19 protein-coding genes and 1 tRNA gene are annotated in these 17358 nt (G+C 48.2%); 9 read left to right on the top strand and 11 right to left on the bottom strand.

Annotated features, from left to right (window positions below):
- The first annotated feature begins 36 nt into the window (after nt 1-36).
- Complete coding sequence (locus BLQ36_RS11175) at nt 37-678, top strand: HAD family hydrolase (RefSeq protein WP_074515664.1); 642 nt, start codon at nt 37-39, stop codon at nt 676-678.
- 35 nt (nt 679-713) lie between these two features.
- On the opposite strand, the gene BLQ36_RS11170 is transcribed toward BLQ36_RS11175, so the two are convergent.
- The gene (locus BLQ36_RS11170; protein WP_074515663.1) at nt 714-1580 is read right to left on the bottom strand and encodes a flagellin; all 867 of its coding nucleotides are present in this window, start codon (nt 1578-1580) and stop codon (nt 714-716) included.
- A gap of 175 nt (nt 1581-1755) precedes the next feature.
- Between BLQ36_RS11170 and BLQ36_RS11165 the strand changes: the two genes are divergently transcribed.
- The 3 genes from BLQ36_RS11165 (at nt 1756) to BLQ36_RS11155 (ending at nt 4178) form a co-directional block, all read left to right on the top strand.
- Nucleotides 1756-1829 (top strand) — tRNA-Gly (locus tag BLQ36_RS11165).
- A 66-nt stretch (nt 1830-1895) separates the two neighbouring features.
- A complete protein-coding gene (locus tag BLQ36_RS11160) occupies nt 1896-3182 on the top strand; it encodes a glucosaminidase domain-containing protein (RefSeq protein ID WP_074515662.1) in 1287 nt (428 codons plus the stop codon).
- A gap of 108 nt (nt 3183-3290) precedes the next feature.
- A complete protein-coding gene (locus BLQ36_RS11155) occupies nt 3291-4178 on the top strand; it encodes an ROK family protein (protein ID WP_074515661.1) in 888 nt (295 codons plus the stop codon).
- Between the two features lie 45 nt (nt 4179-4223).
- On the opposite strand, the gene BLQ36_RS11150 is transcribed toward BLQ36_RS11155, so the two are convergent.
- The 10 genes from BLQ36_RS11150 to BLQ36_RS11105 form a co-directional block, all read right to left on the bottom strand.
- Complete coding sequence (locus tag BLQ36_RS11150; protein ID WP_074515660.1) at nt 4224-4631, bottom strand: response regulator; 408 nt, start codon at nt 4629-4631, stop codon at nt 4224-4226.
- Between the two features lie 2 nt (nt 4632-4633).
- Nucleotides 4634-5428, bottom strand: coding sequence for a histidine kinase dimerization/phospho-acceptor domain-containing protein (locus BLQ36_RS11145; RefSeq protein WP_074515659.1), 795 nt, complete (start codon nt 5426-5428; stop codon nt 4634-4636).
- 239 nt (nt 5429-5667) lie between these two features.
- The gene (locus tag BLQ36_RS11140; protein WP_074515658.1) at nt 5668-6321 is read right to left on the bottom strand and encodes a hypothetical protein; all 654 of its coding nucleotides are present in this window, start codon (nt 6319-6321) and stop codon (nt 5668-5670) included.
- Nucleotides 6322-6445: 124 nt separating this feature from the next.
- The gene (locus BLQ36_RS11135) at nt 6446-7090 is read right to left on the bottom strand and encodes a CBS and ACT domain-containing protein (protein WP_074515657.1); all 645 of its coding nucleotides are present in this window, start codon (nt 7088-7090) and stop codon (nt 6446-6448) included.
- A gap of 102 nt (nt 7091-7192) precedes the next feature.
- Entirely contained in the window at nt 7193-7906 is a 714-nt protein-coding gene (locus tag BLQ36_RS11130) for an ABC transporter ATP-binding protein (protein WP_074515656.1), read from the bottom strand.
- Entirely contained in the window at nt 7906-8676 is a 771-nt protein-coding gene (locus BLQ36_RS11125; RefSeq protein WP_074515655.1) for an ABC transporter ATP-binding protein, read from the bottom strand. Before BLQ36_RS11125 ends, BLQ36_RS11130 begins: the two co-directional genes overlap by 1 nt.
- On the bottom strand, nt 8669-9625 hold the full coding sequence (locus tag BLQ36_RS11120; protein ID WP_074515654.1) for a branched-chain amino acid ABC transporter permease: 957 nt from the start codon (nt 9623-9625) through the stop codon (nt 8669-8671). Before BLQ36_RS11120 ends, BLQ36_RS11125 begins: the two co-directional genes overlap by 8 nt.
- Before the next feature lie 12 nt (nt 9626-9637).
- Nucleotides 9638-10525 carry a branched-chain amino acid ABC transporter permease gene (locus BLQ36_RS11115; RefSeq protein ID WP_033170965.1) on the bottom strand — a complete coding sequence of 296 codons (888 nt, stop codon included), beginning with the start codon at nt 10523-10525 and terminating at the stop codon, nt 9638-9640.
- Between the two features lie 103 nt (nt 10526-10628).
- The gene (locus tag BLQ36_RS11110; RefSeq protein ID WP_074515653.1) at nt 10629-11801 is read right to left on the bottom strand and encodes an ABC transporter substrate-binding protein; all 1173 of its coding nucleotides are present in this window, start codon (nt 11799-11801) and stop codon (nt 10629-10631) included.
- Nucleotides 11802-12776: 975 nt separating this feature from the next.
- The gene (locus BLQ36_RS11105; protein WP_074515652.1) at nt 12777-13532 is read right to left on the bottom strand and encodes a class I SAM-dependent methyltransferase; all 756 of its coding nucleotides are present in this window, start codon (nt 13530-13532) and stop codon (nt 12777-12779) included.
- Nucleotides 13533-13730: 198 nt separating this feature from the next.
- On the opposite strand from BLQ36_RS11105, the gene BLQ36_RS11100 reads away from it, so the two are divergent.
- The 5 genes from BLQ36_RS11100 to BLQ36_RS11080 all read left to right on the top strand — a co-directional run bounded on the left by BLQ36_RS11100 (nt 13731) and on the right by BLQ36_RS11080 (nt 17318).
- The gene (locus BLQ36_RS11100) at nt 13731-15332 is read left to right on the top strand and encodes a hypothetical protein (RefSeq protein ID WP_074515651.1); all 1602 of its coding nucleotides are present in this window, start codon (nt 13731-13733) and stop codon (nt 15330-15332) included.
- A complete protein-coding gene (locus BLQ36_RS11095) occupies nt 15325-15753 on the top strand; it encodes a hypothetical protein (protein ID WP_074515650.1) in 429 nt (142 codons plus the stop codon). The genes BLQ36_RS11100 and BLQ36_RS11095 overlap by 8 nt, the downstream gene beginning before the upstream one ends.
- The gene (locus tag BLQ36_RS11090) at nt 15753-16175 is read left to right on the top strand and encodes a hypothetical protein (protein WP_074515649.1); all 423 of its coding nucleotides are present in this window, start codon (nt 15753-15755) and stop codon (nt 16173-16175) included. The genes BLQ36_RS11095 and BLQ36_RS11090 overlap by 1 nt, the downstream gene beginning before the upstream one ends.
- A gap of 139 nt (nt 16176-16314) precedes the next feature.
- A complete protein-coding gene (locus tag BLQ36_RS11085) occupies nt 16315-16740 on the top strand; it encodes a hypothetical protein (RefSeq protein WP_074515648.1) in 426 nt (141 codons plus the stop codon).
- 149 nt (nt 16741-16889) lie between these two features.
- Nucleotides 16890-17318, top strand: coding sequence for a hypothetical protein (locus tag BLQ36_RS11080; RefSeq protein ID WP_074515647.1), 429 nt, complete (start codon nt 16890-16892; stop codon nt 17316-17318).
- Nucleotides 17319-17358 lie beyond the last annotated feature (40 nt).

Below are 17358 nucleotides of genomic sequence, written 5' to 3'. Positions count from 1 at the left end.
ATAAAAGAGATTTCCCGTTAGCAGAAAGGAACACCCATGAAAAATTATCGCTTATACTTATTTGATTTCGACTATACCCTGGTCAACTCCGAATCCGCCATCTTGAAATGTTTTCATATCACCCTGGATAAAACCGGCTGGCCCCAGCGCGAAGATGATGACATCCGTCGCACCATCGGCCTGCCCATGATGGATGCCATAAAGGAAGTCATCCAATCCCAAGATGAGGAAAAAGCCCTGGCCTTCTTGGAGATCTACAAAGGGGAAGCGGACCGCTATATGACTGCCGGCACCCACTTCTTCCCTCACACCCTTGCCGTCCTGCGGGCTCTGCGTGATAAAGGTGCCAAGATTGGCATTATCTCCAGTAAAACCCGCCACCGCATTCAGGAAAAATTTACGGCCGACGGTGTCCCGGAACTCATCGACCGCATAATTGGCAGCGATGACGTCACGGCCCACAAGCCAGCCCCAGAGGGAATCCAAAAGGCCCTAGACTACTTCCAGCTTCCCAAAGACCAGGTACTCTACACCGGTGACAGCTACGTCGATGCCGGCGCCGCCCAAAATGCCGGCGTAGACTTCGCCGCCGTAACCACCGGCACCACCAGCGCCAAAGAATTCCAAAACTATCCCCATGTCAAAATCATGCAGGATATTCAGGAATTGCTGCACTAAAAAAGAGGCCGTTTACGACCTCTCTTTTATCAAGATTACATCAGCATGCCAACGGCCGCACCACGGCTGTGGTTGTTAAGCCCGCCCAAGGCGCCAACTGTCTGCTGGCTGAGGCTCTGCAAGCCCTGTTTGATGGCAAACATTGCCATCTGCTCCTGGGTATTGGCACTGGCCAGATTGACCGATTCTTTTGCAATATCCGTGCCATCCATCGTCGTTGCCGTAGCTTCAAGATTTTCCTGGGTCGTCGTATAATTCGACGACTGATAGGTAAGTCCCTGCTGGGCAGCACCGATGCTGGTTGCCTGGTCCGTAGCAGCATTGAGGGCACTGTCGACTTTGTCCAGCGCATCGCTGATGGACGAAGCGTCCGTCAAATCAATGGTGCTCTTTCCCTCACTGTCCGTAAGGCCAAGACCATGGGACGTCATGTTACCAAGATTCACTGTGTTGTAGCCGTTCTCGCCAGCTACGGTCAACGACTGCGTGCCATCAAGCAAACGCTTGCCGTTGTAAGTTACCGAGGCATTGTCATCAATAGAAGCAATGGTCTGCTCCACCGATTTCTGCAAAGCAGCGCGGTCGGTGTTCGCATTGGTGCCGTTAGCTGCTTCTAGCAGTGTGGAGCGAAGAGAAGTCAGGTTGCTGACCGTCTCATTGACTGCCCCTGCAGCCGTGGACAGCATGGAATTTGCCGTCTGCGAATTGCTATTGGACTGAGATACTGCCCCGATATTGGAGTACGTGCGCTGAATAATCGCGTAATCGGATGGACCGTAAGACGCACTAGGATGCGAAGAACCCGTAGCAATCTTTTGGATGCTGCTGCTCTGCGCACCATGAACCTTATTCAGCGAATTGAGTGAGCTGTTAAGCCCATTCATAATGCCGGTAATGCTCATAAGCATTCTCCTTTCTCTTCATATTCCCAAAACCTTATCCGAGAGCTGCCGATTTCGGCGTAATCTCTCCCACTTACATTATATCGGAAAACCTATCCCCCCTGCAATATCGTAAAAATATTATTCGCAAATTCTTGCATTTCTGTCCTAAAAATGCTAAACTATAGAAGTCGATGCGGGTATAGTTCATCGGTAGAATGCCAGCTTCCCAAGCTAGAGAGGTGGGTTCGATTCCCATTACCCGCTCCAAATCGAAATGTTAGCTCCATGGCGTTCGCCATGGAGTTTTTTGTTGCCATTTTTGGAGGTACTATTATGCATTTTCGTCGTTCCCTTTTGGCTGCTTCGATTACCTGCAGCCTATTGGCTGTCAGTTTCCAACCTTCTGCCACCGAAGCAGCATCCGCTTCGCCTCAGGTTGCTAACACGCCGGTAGCCAATCGCACGCTGCCGGGACGCCCGGACTTTTCCCAGGAAATGCCCCGGAGCATCAACAAGAAGGCCATTACCCAGGTGCAGTGGAAACTGGCCCCAGCCTTCGATTCCCCCATGATGACGGTGGATGCCGCTCCTGACAGCATCTCCATTATGGGCCCTGCCGAAGCCACGCAGGAGCAGATGATTAGCTTCATCAAAAAACACAATGCCAAGCCGAAACTCACCTGCAGTGTCGAGGATATCGTAAATTACTATTATCAGGAAGCCGGCCGTGAAGGCATCCGCCCGGATGTTGCTTTATGCCAGGCCATCAAAGAAACGGGCTTCTTCGGCTATGGCGGTGACGTTTCCCCCAAGCAGAACAACTTCTGCGGCCTAGGGGCCACAGGGAACCACGAACCCGGCCATAGTTTTGCCACCGCCCAGCTTGGTGTCCGCGCCCATATCCAGCACCTGCTGGCCTACACCCGCGTGGAAAAACCATCCATCACGATTGTCGACCCCCGCTATTGGCATGTAGTCCGCAACCGTCCGGATCTCCACGGCAAAGTCATGAAATGGACCGGTCTCAATGGTGCCTGGGCTGTTCCCGGCAAAAACTACGGCCAGGAAATCCTGAGTCTCTGGCGCCAGGCGCAGGCCCCGGACGCCTCCGATGCCGCCCTCGATGCCGGTAATCGCAAAGTAAAGAGTGCTCCGGATGAAGCGTCCTCCTATATTTATCGCGGCATTGTCTGGTACAACCGCGGCGATTACAACGCCGCCCTCAAAGACTTCTCCCAAGCGCTGGTCTTTGCCCCCCAGTCCAGTGAAGCACGCTACGATCATGCTATCACGGCCACCCAGATGGGCAACAAGAAACTAGCCCGCAAGGATTATGACACCCTGCTGGAACTTGCGCCCAACCTCAACCAAGGCTGGTTCAACCGCGGTCTGATGCGCTTTGAAGCCAAGGATTACGACGGCGCCATCGCCGATATGGAACAGCTGCTGCAGATTGAGGACCGTTCCGCTGACGCCCGCAACCTGATTGGCGTTGCCCATATCCAGCAAAAGAAATATGCCGATGCCTGGAAGGACTTCGGCGAAGCCGCAGCCATCAATTCGGCCAACATGAATGTCCTTGCCAACCAGTTCATCATGGAAGCTTGTCTCAAAAAATAATTGTTTTTTCTTGTTTCTTCTGAAGCATTCGACCAAGCTGGCTAAAAACTATTGAACCCTGGCATCTCCTATGATAGGCTGAACGCAACAACAATAAAAGGAGATGTCATGATGTATTTTCTCGGTTTTGATGTTGGCGGCAGCAGTGTAAAGTTTGCCGTCCTCGATGAAGGCGGCAAATTTTATGACCGCGGTTCTTTCCGGACTCCGGAAACACTGGACGACTTCTACACCCAGCTGTCGATTGCCAAAAACAAACTTTCCGAAAGGTATACTCTCGCCGGCATCGGCTTTTCCATGCCTGGTGCCGTAAACGGAAAATCCGGCGTAATCGGCGGCAGCAGTGCCTTGCCCTATATCCATGACTTCCCCATTCTTCAGGCATTGGAAGCGCGGCTGGGCCTGCCAGCAGCTATGGAAAACGATGCCAACTGTGCCGCCTTAGGCGAAGTTTGGACTGGTGCGGGCAAAGACTACCAAGATGTAGCCTTTTTCGTTCTCGGCACCGGCGTTGGCGGTGCCCTGGTCCACAATAAGGAAATCATCCATGGCGCCCACCTTCACGGCGGCGAATTCGGCTACATATACGTCAGCGAACGCAAAAACATCCTAAGTGAAAGCGGCTGTTCTGGTGCCCTGGTTCGCCAATTGGCCAACCACCGGCAAATTTCTCCCGACGAACTGGACGGAGAAAAAATTTACGCAATGGCCGCAGCCGGCGACCAAGACGCCCAGCACTATATCGAGAACATGTATAAATACCTGGCCCGGGCCATCTACGATATCCAGTACATCTTCGACCCGGAAGCCTTCCTGCTTGGTGGCGCCATCAGCACCCGCCCGGATTTGATTCCCAATATCGAGAAACACCTCGATACCATCATCCGCGAAGCCGAAGTGGCTCGCATCCGTCCCCATATCCTTGCCTGTCAACACGGAAACGACGCCAACCTGCTCGGTGCCATTTCCAATCTCATGACAAAACACAAATTCTAACCGAAAAAGGAGCCTGCCGCGTAAAACCACGGCAGGCTCCTTTTCTCACTCTTCCGGCAGGGATAGCAGCCCCAGCTGCTGCATGACTTCCTGCACTTTTTCCATATTGATCGGCTTTGATGCGTAGGCATCACAACCACACGTAAAGGCTTGATCCACATAATCCACATCGGCAATAGCCGTCATCATGATGATTTTCATGCGCTGTTCCGGCGGAATTTTATACTGCTGCTCGAGGCCACGGATAACCTTCAGCACCTTGAATCCGTCGACTTTTGGCATCATGATGTCCAGGCAGAGCAAATCGTATGGCTTCTTCTGCTTCATGGCTTCCAGTATCAAATCCAGCGTCTCCATGCCATCTGCCGCCGAATCACAAGCCCCATAATCCTTCATGAATTCTTCCAGAAAGCTCCGACTGAGCCGGTCATCTTCCGCAATCAGTATCTTCATGGTCATTCCTCCACCCTGGGAACATCCTCCAGCTTATGCAGGCAATACTGCATAAGCCTTGCCACCTCATCCTCATCATCATGCAGCGCCGGCAAGCCGGATGCGCTAGCGGGCTCTATCCTGCCGCCACTTTCGCCTTTCACGGCGTCGAGAGCCTCATCCAGGCAGCGCAGCAAGCCATCAGCACACTGCTGGGCATTTTCCAAGCAGCTCTGCTGATTCTCTGTCAGCGGTTCCTTAGCGGCAAGTTCCATCATCCCAGCCAATCCATTGACCGCGGTGCGGATTTGACAGCTCAACTTGGTCAATACCTGCAAATTTACCTGTTTTGCTTTACCTGCCGCTGTTCGCGCCGCCTCCAACTGGCGTTCAAAATCTTTACTGGCCGTATCATCTTCCAAAACGACCACAATTCGGTTGCCCTCCGAGACCTTGACCTGGGATACCCTCAGTTTCAGCCAAACGCCGCGGTTACGGCGCACACTATGCATTTTCACGGTGAATTCGCTGCTGAAGGAATCCTCCATAATGGCCGCCTCAAGATTTTTGCGGACCGGGCAGTGACGGCAGTTCCGCCCATGACCACAACCGTGTTCCAAACTGTTCTCACAGTGAAACGCATCACCAAATTGAAGGTCCATACATTCTTCCCGCGTTGTCTCCATAATATCAAGGCCAGAAGGATTGATATCGATAATCTCACCGGATTCGTTGAGAAGGCACACGCCCTCACGGATACGCCCCAAAATCGCATGAAGTATATCATCCGTCTGGAATAGGACAGTTTCATCGGCCATCTCACTTGACCTCCTTTATCAGTTGACTTGATGTTATATCCCCACAATCATCCAAGCACAGCTGACTGGAATCCATCCTGTTTCTCCAGCCATATTATCTATTTTTATCATACTACAAAAAAAAATACCTGTATAGTAGCCTTTCCTCTCTGCCGCACATTTTACCGCCCCAGCAAAAAACCGCAGCAGCAAGAACTGCTGCTACGGTTTTGACACTATTGTTATCTTGCGTTACCCAATCACTCGTCCGCCGGTTTTGCCAGCTTGGCGAAAAGCTCTTCAAAGCGCTTGTTGATTTCCGCATGGGTATCTTTCGTAATCTGCGGCATCTCATCCTGACCAATTTCATCTTTCCAGACCAGACCAGCCTGCTTGAAACCTTCCTCCACTGCAGCCTGCATTGCCTTGAGTTTCTCCGGATCACCGCCAGCAATCGTCGAAGCCATATCAAAGATACGCGTTGCGACCGCATCCACCGAGTAAGCACCGCCTTCGCTGATGGCCGCCTGCGCTTCTTCCGGTGTCGTTCCCACCGGCGGCAAAGCAAATTTATCCGTACCGAAGAGAATCCCTTCAAAGTTCAGCTGGCCAATGCCTTGGTCCAGCCATCCCTGCAGTTTTGCATTCTGCTCCGTCATCGTTTTGATCATGAGCTGATAGCTCTTCTGGATTCCCTCTTTCAGTGCATCCACCTGCTCGGTTGTCATGCCTTTGAGAGCCCCTGATGCCTTCTCTGCCGAAGCAGTGATGTTCAGACTGAAGGCCTCTGTGGTCGAGGTCGTCGTCGTCAGCTTTTGCGCATCATCCGTTGTGGTCGACGTTGTGGTTTTCTTGTAGCTTGCACTCAAAGCAGCGGTTTGCTGGGAGAGCGAAGCAATTCCTTTGACATCCATGTTAGCTTCCTCCTTAATGCTATTCACTTACACTTACATATCAGAGTAAAGTATTCCTATTTATATTATCGACGGTAACGCGTCAAAAATCAAGCATATTTTTGCTCGTCTGCCAAGTTATTTTTCACTCAAATTTGACGGAGTGAATTACCTTATATCCCTTTTCCTCTATGGATTTCTTGATACTTTCCACATCGGGGATTATACCGCGGATAACAATCTCATAACTGCCATCTTCCTGCTTGCAGGTCACCAGACTGTCAATGGACAAGCCTTCTGCCGCAAAGATACCAGAAATCTCATTGACCACGCCGACCTTATTGTCCACCAGTACGGTCAGCCGTGTCTTGCCTCCGGAAAGAGCCATGACGTCGACAAAGGTCTTGAAGATGTCCGTCTCGGTAATAACGCCCACCACTGCACCGACCTCAGAGATAACCGGCAGCCCGCCGATTTTCTTGTCGTACATAATGAGCGCCGCCTCTTCAATCGTCGCATCCTCCTGAACCGAAATCACATTTTTGTTCATGATTTCCGCCACTTTTAGCTTATCCAGCAGGGACTTTTCCTCATACCGGGATAACGTCGTCGCCGGGGAAGGCGCCACCCGCATAAGGTCTTTATCACTGAAAAAACCGACCAGCTTGCCATCTTCCACAACCGGCAGCCGGCGGAAATTTCCCTTTTTCATCGCCAGGAACGCATCATCTAGAGATGCATCCGGTGCAATGGTCACAGGATTTTTCGTCATACGATTAGCTACGAACATAAGGATAACCTCCATTTCTGCCCCCGGTGCTGCTGCCCCGGGATTTTGATATATACAAAAGGATTCGCCAAAGTCTGGCGAATCCCTTCTCCTTTCCAGCAATCAACCGCCCAGATAAGCTTTGCGCACTTCTTCACTGGCCGCCAGCTCCTTGGCATCGCCAGACAGGGTTATGCGTCCCGTTTCCAGGACATAGGCCCGATTGGCTATCGACAAAGCCATATTGGCATTCTGCTCTACCAGCAGCACCGTTGTCCCAGCCTTGTTGATATCGACGATAATATTGAAGATTTCTTTTATGAGCAGCGGCGCAAGCCCCATGGACGGCTCATCAAGCAGCAGCAGCCGCGGCCGGCTCATCAGCGCACGCCCCATAGCCAGCATCTGCTGTTCACCGCCCGAGAGCGTTCCCGCAATCTGATTCTTGCGTTCCTCCAACCGCGGAAACAGTTCAAATACATGCTTGATGTCCGCTTTGATCCCATCTTTATCCTTGCGCGTGAAGGCTCCCAGGTCGAGATTCTCCATAACAGACATCTCCGCGAAAATGCGGCGTCCCTCCGGCACCTGACTGATGCCACTGCGGACGATTTCATGCGCCTTGATACCCGCTATATCTTTTCCCTCAAACGTTATCGTACCAGACTTTGGCTTCAACAGCCCCGAAATCGTGCGGAGCGTCGTCGATTTACCCGCGCCGTTGGCTCCGATAAGAGTGACAATCTCTCCCTGATTGACTTCCAGACTGATTCCCTTAATCGCATGGATGGCACCATAATAGACATTTAAGTCCTTCAATTCCAGCAGTTTGCCCATTATGCCTCGCCTCCCAAATATGCCCGGATAACCTCCGGGTCGTTCTTGATAACCTCTGGCGTTCCCTGTGCGATAATCATGCCATACTCCAATACGTAGATGCGTTCACAAATCCCCATGACCAGACTCATGTCATGCTCAATCAAGAGAATCGTCAAGCCAAATTCTTTACGAATCCAAGAAATCATCTCCATGAGTTCTTTCGTCTCCTGGGGATTCATGCCAGCCGCCGGTTCGTCCAGCAACAAGAGTTTCGGCTTAGCGGCCAGCGCCCGCGCAATCTCCAGCCGCCGCTGGGCGCCATAGGGAAGATTCTTTGCCAGCTCACCGGCTTTATCTTCCAGATGGAAGATTTTCAAAAGCTTCAGGGCTTCTTCTTCAATCTTTTCCTCTTCTTTAAAGTAACGGCCCATGCGGAACACCGACTCCAACAGACCATATTTGACATGAAAATGGAAGGCAATCTTGACGTTCTCAAGAACTGTAAGCTCGGAAAACAACCGGATATTCTGGAAGGTACGGGCAATGCCGCGCTGGGTAATCTGATAGGGCTTCAAGCCCACAATGCTCTTGCCATCGAAGTGGATCTCACCTGTAGTCGGCTGATAAACGCCAGTAATCAAATTGAAGGCCGTAGTCTTGCCAGCACCATTCGGCCCGATGAGGCCCACCAGTTCACCTTTATTGATATGGAAATTGAAATCTGAAACTGCCTTGAGGCCGCCAAATACCTCCGACACATCGGTTGCTTTAAGTAATTCCTTAGCCATCAGCGCGGCCCCCTTTCTTGAAGATTTTGCGGAAGATACGCATATTGGTAACTTCCATATAACCAAACAGGCCCTGCGGGCGATAGAACATCATCAGGATCAATGCCAGTGCATAGATAATCATGCGGAATTCTGGCCAGCTGGCCAGTGCCGCCGAAATGAAAGTAACCACAAAGGCACCAGCAATGGACCCCGTAATCGACCCCAAACCGCCCATAACTACCATGATAAGATAGTTAAAGGACTGCATGAAGGTAAAGGAATTCGGACTGATGAGATAAAAACTGTGGGCAAACAAGACCCCGGCCACACCGGCAAAAGCAGCACCGATAGTAAAGGCCATAATCTTATATTTCGTCGTATTGACACCCATCGATTCCGCCGCTATCTCATTCTCGCGAATAGCGAGACAGGCACGCCCCTGATTCGAGTTCACGAAATTCTTGATGAAGAACAAAGCAAACAGCATGAGGAAAAACACCCAGGCAAAGGTGGTGTGATGGGGAATGCCCTTAAAACCAGCTGCACCACCCACATAATCGATATTCATGATAACGATGCGAATAATCTCCCCGAGTCCCAGCGTAGCGATAGCCAGATAGTCACCGCGCAGCCGCAAGGTCGGAATACCGATGAGGAAACCAAGGATACCAGCCGCCACAGCTCCTGCCACTAATGCCGCCAAGAACGGTAGATGGAAATTCGTCGTGAGCACAACGCCCACATAGGCACCGACAGCCATAAAGCCCGCATGTCCCAAGGAAAATTGGCCCGTATAGCCATTGATAAGATTGAGGCTCACCGCCATAATAACATTGATGCCTACAATCAACAGATTGAGCTGCCAGAAGGAACTCAGGATACGGCCTGCGATAAGACCTTGAAGTACCGCGAAGAGAACTACGGCGAAGCCAATCATGATAAAGTCATTTTTGCGTAAATATTTCATGAAGCTCCCCCCTTAGACTTTTTCTTTCGTATTCTTGCCAAAGATGCCCGTTGGCTTGAACAGCAGCACGAGAATCAAGATGGCAAAGGCAGCCGCATCACGGAAGGTCGAGGACACAAATCCCGACACAAAGGCTTCGACAATACCGAGAATCAAACCACCGACCACAGCTCCCGGCAAAATACCGATACCACCGAGGACGGCGGCAACGAAGGCCTTGAGGCCCGGCATGATGCCCATGAGCGGGTCGATGGAATTATAGTAGACACCGACCAGCACGCCAGCCACGGCCGCCAGTGCCGAACCGATGCCAAAAGTAATAGAGATAATGCGGTCCGAATCAATCCCCATAAGCTGAGCTGTCTCCGTATCAAAGGAAGCCGCCCGCATCGCCTTACCGGTTTTGGTTCTGTGAACCACATAAGTAAGTACAATCATTAAGATGGTGGTAATGCCGAGAATCAACATCTGCTGGCCATTGATGACAATGCCCCCCAGCTCGATGGCCACATCGCCGAAAAGAGCTGGGAAGGTGCGCGGCGTCGGCGATACGAAGTACATGCTCGTGTACTCCAAGAAAAACGAAACACCGATGGCCGTAATGAGCACCGAAATACGCGGTGCATGGCGAAGGGGCTTATAGGCCAGCTTCTCCACCACCATACCGAGAATACCAGTAACCACAAACGAGATAATCAGCGCGGGTACGATTGATAAATGTGCCTGCGTAATCGCATAAAATCCGATATAAGCGCCCACCATATAAATATCGCCATGGGCGAAGTTGATGAGCTTGATGATACCGTAAATCATCGTATAGCCTAACGCAATCAGCGCATAAATGCTGCCCAGCGAAATGCCATTGACGAGCTGCTGCAGGACCTGGTGCGTAACTTCCATAATTTTCCTCCTTATTATCATAGAGTCCATCCTTGAAGGACATCCTACGATAGTACAAAGGGCCGCATCACTGCGGCCCCCTGCATCTGCCTTATTTGCTCAATCACTCAGCATCCGGCATGATCTTAGCAACCATGACGCGGTCGCCGTTCTTATTCTCCAGGATAACTGCCTGCTTGATTGGGTTATGGTGTTTATCCATCGTGATGGTACCTGTACCAACCTTGAGATCCTTGGTCTGCTCCAGTGCCTCGCGGATCTTCTCCGGATCATCGCTGCCTGCCCGTTTGATGGCATCAGCCAGCATCTTACCGGCATCATAGCCAAGGGCTGCAAATACATTTGGTGCATGGCCATACTCTTTCGTGAAGGCATCGACAAAATCTTTTACCTCAGCATCTTTATCCGAATAGTGCGTGCTAAAGAACGTGTTGTTCAAGGCATCCGCACCAGCAATATCAGCTACCTTCGAATCATCCCAGCCATCCGTACCGAGGAACGGCTGTTTAAAGCCAAGCTCACGCGCCTGTTTTACGATTTTACCAACTTCCTCATAGTAAGCCGGAACGAATACCACATCCGCATTGGCCGTTTTGAGTTTCGTCAAAGCAGCTTTGAAATCCTGATCCTTTGCGAGGAAAGCTTCTTCCATCAAAACCTTGCCGCCAGCAGCCTCGAATTTCTCCTTGAACACTTTGCCCAGGCTCTTGGAATAATCGGAGCTGTTATCCACATAGATGACAGCCGTCTTAGCCTTGAGTTTCTCTGCCGCAAATTTTGCCATAACCGAGCCCTGCTGCGGGTCGATAAAGCAGCTGCGGAATACGAAAGGTTTTACCTGGCCATTTTCCACCGTTACATCCGGGCTCGTCGCATCCGGTGCAATGATAGGAATCTTATTATCCGTTGCCACCTGCGACTCAGCGATGACGTTTGCCGTTACCGCCGGTCCAACGATAACCTTTACCTTGTCATCAGAAATCAGCTTCGTTGCAGCATTGACTGCCTCAGAGGCCTCGGATTTATTGTCAGCGGAAACGACTTTGATTTTCTTGCCATTGACGCCGCCAGCATCATTGATTTCCTTGATGGCCAGATTGAAGCCATCCAGCGTTGCCTGGCCATAGTTAGCAACATTGCCCGTACACTCGAAGTTGGCACCAACCTTGATTTCATCTGCACTGCCTTCATCACCACAACCGGCAAATACACTGCCCATGAGCATCGTACCAGCGACTACGCTCATGAGTTTCAAGCTTTTCTTGCTGAAATTCATATGAATTCCTCCCTTGTCTCTCATTCGTTGTCCGTAAAACAATCAACGATGGAACTAATTATAGTTTACATGTTTACAAAAGTCAATGTATACATGTAAAATTCAGCCATATTATTTACCCATTTGTCCTCCACTCAAAAACTGGTCTGGGAAAATCTTCTATTATGTATCATTTATACGGTATACATGGATTAAAAGTACAATATTGTTATGATGATGATATTTGTTGTTTTGTTTATCTATATTAGACACTTAACCATAAAAGTCCTGCCTGAAAAGAAAAAGAGGCTGTAAAATTACAGTTTGTAGGGAGTAGTACCCAGTTCGTATTCGAGGTAAGTCGCCGGCGGCGGGGGCCCCAGTACCAACGCTCCACCGGTGACAACCCGCTACAAGAAATTTTTGCCTTTTAATTAAGAGTTGGAAAACAGTTAAACGCGCTTCGCTTGGACGAAACTGCTTTTCCAACGAGAACGCAGGCAAAAATTTCTTGCTTCACGCGGAACGTCAAGGCTCCGCTTATGGTACTGGGTCCCCCGCCGCCTCGGTTAGAGCCGGCACGAATTGCTGCGCCCTCGGAGGGTGAAGCTCGGGGAAACTCGCCACATCCTCAGCCGCCGCTAGGGGCAGTGCCATAAACGAAGCGTTTGATGTTTTTCGTGAAGAACGAAATTTTTATCCTCACCGTTCGTCGAAAAATTGCTACCGTTCAAGCGAAGCGCGTTTTGCAACTTTTTCGATGCTTAATTACGGATAAAAATTTCGTTTAGAAAAACATCTCCCGCGTAGTGTTGGCACTGCCCCTAGCGGCGGCGAAGAGTTGCTTCGAATGAGATTCGTGTAACCTACAAACTGTAATTTGTAAAAATACGTTGATAAATTCATAAAAACCTCCATAAGTTAGATCAATCAAGCTAACTTATGGAGGCTTTTATATTTTATGCCAATATGAAGGGATTTTTCACAATCCCTTTTTTATTTTCGCGCCAAAATGGCAAACAGCGGCACCGAATCATATTGCATCGCTGGATCATTGTGGACGATATCGGCTATGTCGGCCTCAACCTCCACGGTCATATCCAATCCCTGCAAATACGCGGCATCCCACGTCGGCCGCCGATGAGTACTGATGCGTACGGCATCTTTAATCGCATTACAGGTATCGACCATTGCCTGATCGATGCCTGCATGGACATTCGCTTGATCTTCTTTCTGGGAAAAAGTTTCCATCCCATAATCAGAATCGAAATTCATAAGCAATCCACCCGGCTTAAGCACTCGCTGCCATTCCCGGTAAGCAGCCATCACATCCGGCAGCGTCCAAGTCAGATTACGGCTGATTACCACGTCAAAGGAGTCATCCGCAAAGGACAAAACCTGAGCATCCATTTTCTGGAATTTCACCGATACACCACTGGCCATGGCATTCTGCTTCGCCTCATGAAGCATATCCCCTGACATGTCAATGCCCGTCACCTGATGTCCCATTCCAGCCAACAATATCGCAAAAAAACCAGCGCCAGTTCCCACATCCAGCACACGAAGCGGCTGATTCTTGGGCAGTCTTTCTGCCAAAAAACCTTGCCAGGCCACTCGGCTTGGTCCAGCCAATTCCCGTAAGCGAACCTTGCTGAATGCACGGCTTCGTACATCCCAATACGATTCGATTTCCCGGTTTAATGCCGTATAATCCTCCAACGCCCCGTCACGCCAAACATTATTCGAATCCATACGCGTCCCTCCAGTAGATCTTGTCTGTCTCTATTGTAAAGGATTCTCTGCCACCAGATAAGCCCCCCTGGGGGTTATGATAATTCCTTAAAAAATGTATCCCTCATTATAATAATGATCTTAATCTCTTCTAAAAAAGCCGCGCTATGGTATAAACAAAGCGATTGACAATTGCATGTTTTTGAGGAGGCTTAACGCATGGGGGACGATAATAACAATACTTGTGGCAGCAGCTACGGCGGCTGCGATTCTGGATATGGTGGCGGCTATGGCGACTATGGTGGCGAGGACTCTGCCGGTGGCTACGGCGAGGACGATTCCAGCAACAGCTATGGCAATGACGGTTCAAATGACGACTCCAGCGATAGTGATGGCGCTTCAGACAGCGATTACAGCAGTGACGATTCATATTCCTCTGACGATGATGGGGATAGTTATGGTTGGGGCTCGGCTTATAGTGATTACAGTAGTGATTCCTACGTCAGCGATGATGAAGTGGCGGATACAATGGATTTTTCCGATGTCGCTTCTGGCTGGGGTGCAGTAGAGCGTGAGGCCATGGATAGTTTTAACAAATTCTGTGAGGGACTTATCGCGAAGGACGAATCCACCAATAACGAATTTCCCAGCACAGCCCCTTCCTATACAGACCTTTACGATCCCGAAGGTTATCTTGATGCTTCCAGAACCCCAGACGATGACATAGCGCCTGATAGTAAGGGGATTATAGCCATGGCAGTAGATGCCATAGCAGATGGCATAACACAACGGCAACAAGAGATAACCGAAGAACTGCCGGATTTTGTAACAACAGTGAACGATTCCAAAAATACCAGCAGTTACCTTAGCGATTTAGGCAATCCAGACGAAAACACCTATACGCCTGCGCCCGATGATGTACCGACTGGCAATCCGGGAATTTTGTCGATGGGCCTGACTGCTTTGGCGGACCATTTTAATCATCCCCCACAGGAATTAATTGATGCCGCCAATGAAATGAAGGAAACGGTCAATAAGGGGGATTTATCCTCTTATCCCGAAGATCAGCCGGCAGAAGAGGCTCCAGTAAATCCTGACGATGATATTGCCCCCAATAGTAAAGGCTTCATTTCTACCGTAGCTGAAGCATTGACGCTAGGGGCAAAAGCCATAGCAAACCGCATCAACAATCCATCTCCAACGCTACAGCAAGCAGCCCAAGAAATGAAGGACCGGGCAGAACGAGGTCAAATTTCTGCTTATGCAGACGATGAATACTCCCATGAGCAGGAAGAAAATTATACCGGCTACGAAATAGGCCGACAAAACAGCGAAGCACGCCTGAACGCAGTGATGGGTGCTATCAATACCATAAGAGGTAATTCACTGGCTAAGAACACGACGACTACGGCAGCAGATACTGCACTATCCGAAAAGCATGTATTTACAAACGCTTCAATGACACCAATAAAAGAAGCCGGGATAAAGGATATAGCCGGTTTCGCCAAATATGCTGCCATATCGTCAAAAGCAGTAGCCAAAAATTCCGTTGTCTCTATAGGGGTAGGAGCTATGGATGTCTATGATGATTTCACCAATCCCAATTATACGACAAGCGAAAAAATTGCAACTGCTACTATCGATACAGCAGGGGTTATAGTCACTGTACTTGGCGGCGTAGGTATAGGCGCCTTGATAAGCTTCGTGGGATTGACGGGTGCACCAGCGATTACTGCCGCTGCAGTAGGTTCGATTATAGTAGGGATGGGGACTGATGTGTTCACATCGCATGAAAAGGAAGCGGTATTAGCAAATGACTAATTTAAAAATAAGTAAACCTCTCGTCTGTTTTTCTATTTCATTGATGACTTTGGTCAAAGGAATAGATAACTATATCGACGAAAATTTTATTTGGATATGCCTTTTGCTAGCACTTATAGGCTTAACGGTATATTGCTGGAAAAAACTTCAGCAAAAAATAATCATCCTGTCGTTTGCTTTCTTTGGCATAGCGTGTTTTATTGGGCTTTTTTGGCAGGTTAACACGCCATATGACGGCATAATCAAAGGTGCATTAATCCTTTGGTCATCGTTTTTTGCCATTTCATCTGTATTAGTTATAAAAATGAAGGAATGTAATGATGCAGACAAAAAGGTAGTGAAGTTAATTGTTGGACTATTCGGCGGTTCGATATTTTTATTATGTGCAATTGGCTGTCTAATTTTTTGGATGAAATCGTGATGCAAAAAATAAATTATAAATCATTTATTATTTACATAATCGGCTTAGCACTGGGGAAAATATTAAATCATTCTCTGGAAAATACCGACATGATACTAGTAGTAATGGGAGCAGCTAGTATTTTTTTAGCTTGTTATTATTATTGGAAAAAGCAACATCAAGAATGCATTATAGTGTTAATTGTCTTTGCGATTGCTTGTTTGATTCCAGTGAGTGTAGAACAATATTCGGAAGATATTCGTTATCTATCGCTTATGGGAAGTATCGTTTTTATGATAATGGGAATAAACATTTTCGTTATATATCGAAGCAAAAGCGAATCAGATAAAGCGAAAAAGAAGTTCATGCTAAAAGCAGTTGGGGTAAATACATTAATTTTATTATGTTTCTGTGCAATAGGCTTATATGCTTTTTTGCAGTAAAAGATGCGATGCAATTTCACCATAACCACTTCGTGAAATTGACAAAATCACCAGCTGATGCCCTCCCTACAGGAGAATCGACCGTATTAGGAGTGCGGATATACGTACACATCATCGGAAATGAAGGCGGTATTAGGAAATGACTAATCTAAAAATAAGTAAACCTATCTTGTTTTTATCCATTTCCTTGACGGCATTGGTCAAGGGAATGGATAAATATATCAACGAGAAATTGCTTTGGGGATGCCTTCTAATTTTATTTATATGCTTAGCCGTATGTTGCTGGAAAAAACTTCATCAAAAAATAATCCTTCTATCGTTTGGCTTATTTGGCATAGCGTGTTTGATTGGATTTTTTTGGCAAGTTAACACCCCCTATGATGGCGTAACCAAAGGTGCATTGATTCTTTGGTCGGCTTTTGGGGCACTTGCATCCATAGTGGTAAACAAAATGAACGAATGCAATGAAGCAGACAAAAAGTTACTCAAACTAATCATTTGTTTCACAGGCGGTTCATTGTTATTACTATGTGCACTTGTATATGTTCCTATTTTGATAAAATAACTACTATAAAGATAAGATACAAATTCTCCATAGCCACTTCGTTAAATTAACAAAATCACCAGCAAATTCCATCCCTGCATACGAATCGACTGTATTAGAAGTGCGAATGGATGCATCCACATCACAAGAAAAGGAAACGGTATTAGGAAATGACTAATTTAAAAATAAGTAAACCTCTCGTCTGTTTTTCCATTTCGTTGATGACTTTGGTTAAGGGAATGGATAAATATATTAACGAGAAATTGCTTTGGGGATGCCTTTTAATTTTATTTATATGCTTAGCCGTATATTGCTGGAAAAAACTTCATCAAAAAATAATCCTTCTATCATTTGGCTTATTTGGCGCATCTTGTTTGATTGAATTTTTCTGGCAAACTGACACACCATATGATGGCATGATAAAAAATATGGTAGGCCTTTGGATGATATTTTTTGCCATTGCGTCTGTATTGATTAGTAAAATGAATGAATGTAATGACGCAGACAAAAAGATAGTGAATTTAATTGTTGGTTTATTTGGCGGCTCGATATTTCTGTTATGTGCAATTGCCTATATAGGATTCTTAATAAAATCGTAATGGCGAAAAAAGCCTAACAGCACCTACTTTGGTTGCCGTT

The organism is Selenomonas sp. WCT3, assembly GCA_900100835.1.
GTDB lineage: Bacteria > Bacillota > Negativicutes > Selenomonadales > Selenomonadaceae > Selenomonas_A > Selenomonas_A ruminantium_E.
This window is presented reverse-complemented; position numbering and strand designations above follow the sequence as displayed.